The organism is Cryobacterium sp. MLB-32 (assembly GCF_000738085.1).
Lineage (GTDB): Bacteria > Actinomycetota > Actinomycetes > Actinomycetales > Microbacteriaceae > Cryobacterium.
Map to the genome: position 1 here is coordinate 1 of NZ_JPRS01000403.1, position 1,991 is coordinate 1,991.

2 protein-coding genes are annotated in these 1,991 nt (G+C 59.9%); one reads left to right on the forward strand and one right to left on the reverse strand.

Going from position 1 to position 1,991, the window contains the following annotated elements; genetic code table 11:
- Nucleotides 1–417: 417 nt before the first annotated feature.
- Nucleotides 418–1,047, reverse strand: coding sequence for a dienelactone hydrolase family protein (locus tag JF66_RS18945; RefSeq protein WP_035880432.1), 630 nt, complete (start codon nucleotides 1,045–1,047; stop codon nucleotides 418–420).
- A gap of 495 nt (nucleotides 1,048–1,542) precedes the next feature.
- Here JF66_RS18945 and JF66_RS18950 point away from each other — a divergent pair, with 495 nt between their 5' ends.
- Nucleotides 1,543–1,827 (forward strand): hypothetical protein, encoded by a 285-nt coding sequence (locus JF66_RS18950; protein ID WP_035880433.1) that lies wholly within the window; start codon nucleotides 1,543–1,545, stop codon nucleotides 1,825–1,827.
- Nucleotides 1,828–1,991: the final 164 nt, after the last annotated feature.

Here is a 1,991-nt window from a genome sequence, read left to right on the forward strand (position 1 = left end):
TTGGTACCGAAACATATCCTTGCCAAGGGACGGAGTGCTGGAATAAGTCGCCCCATGCGTGACCGTGTCAATGGGACTGATCTTGCCCATAGTGATGTGTGTCACGTGGAAAAAGCATTCAGTATTCCGTGGGAGGTCATTCGCCCGCAGGCTGGTGATCGGCCTCAGCCGGACAACGCTGTTCTTGGCCTGATGTGCTCCGCGGCGTACCGATTAGTGCTTGGCGGGCGGCGACGGACAGTCGCGGCCTCGATCTACGAGTCGACCCCCGATCAAGTGATTGGGGACGATGCCGTGGCGCGCACTGACGATGATGACGAGCGTCACTGCTTCAGCGTCCACGCTCACCCCGCCCGCCCACGCGGCCCAGTGCCGAAGATACCCCGTCATCTGGCCCGGCGGCTGTGCGGATCGAAGTTACGTGACGAGGTACTTCTGAAGAAACGATGCTGTACGTACCAGGGCGCGGATTGCAGATGCCGGCGTCATGGTGCGGGGAACACACGCGTTTGCGAAGGGCTGTTCTGACCCGACATAGTCGAAGCGTTCCAGGGTTGCCCCGTCGCCGATGAGCCGGACGACGAAGGCTGCAGAATGAGGAGTATCCACCCCCGCAAAATGTAGTTGAACAGGGCAGGGCATCACCCCTTGATCCACCTCACTGAGCATCGCGTCATAGACGACGATCGCGTCGACGGACCCGGTTTGGGCTAGGAGCAGTGCGAGCCAGCCACCCATCGAAAAACCAACCACCCCTATTCTTGGCGCGTCGCCTGCACGCCCAGCGCGCACGAACTCTTGAATCCTCTCCACGGCCATCGGCAGGCTGAGCCGGGCGAGAACTGCCGCATCCTCATCGTCGGTGGCAGCCCACCCGTCGTAAAGATCCGGGATGATCACGTGAAAGCCTTGTTGGGCAAGAGACCTGCCGTAGTCTTCCAGGCCGTTCAGCCGGCCGTACCAGTCGTGCAGCACGAGAACCAACGGCTGATCGGGGGTCCCGTATTCGAGGGTAGTCCCGTGGAATGCAATGGGCACGATGGCCATATTGTCACCCTAAACCTCTCTTCCCATATGCGCTCGGAAGCGTCGCGCGCGCGCTCTCAGCAGATTACGAAGGATCCACCACGCTCAGAGTTTCTGGCCATCGGCGGGGACGCGTCTGAGGCTCAGCTCAAGGACCATCTCATCCAGCATGAGATGCAGGCGCCGCGAAATCGCGCTTCAGTTTGCGCCTGCTGATCACGGCTTAAAGTCAGTGTGATCGCTCTTTCTGGCGGGCCGAGTTCAGTCATTCCGTGCGTCTTTTTTCGCGGTGTTGCCTCCTGAACCGCACGGGCAGATCGTGTATTTCGACGGCGTCCTGTCACCTATTTCTTCGTCCGCGGCCTTGACACACCCGATTTAGCCCTCCTATATTTCTTGTGTCTTTCCAGATTCTGTGACCGGATTCACTCACCATTTCTAGGGAGTGCCTTGTTTACAGCTGCCAGTCGATCATCGTCGTGGGCCACACCGTGACCGCCGCCGAAACGCAGCCACATGCTCCAGGGGACGGTGTCGGCGGTCATCTGCTTCTTGAACGAGTGGCCGCCGGCGATGCCCTCCGCCTTCGGCAACCTCTATGACGCCTTCGTGGTTGAAACCTATGCCATCTGCCTGCACAACCTGGCGAACCCGTCGGCGGCCGACAAAGCCATGGTGAGAACATGGATCTTCATATGGAGCCACGCCGCCGCGCTGAACGATCAAGCGGGTTCAACGCAATCCATCGTCTTATCCACTGCCTGGGCTGTCACCTCGCAGCACCACACACGCCCCCTCTAAGTGCTCGTTCGCTAGGCTCTCTCGTCCTCTCCGATCTGTAGCACCGCCGTGATACGAGAGGGACCACGACGCAGTTCCACCGGTGTGGATAGCCAAATATCGAACAACAGACGTGCTCGCCCGAATCGCTGGCGCAGCTGTCCAAGCTCTGGTCCAGTACCGGG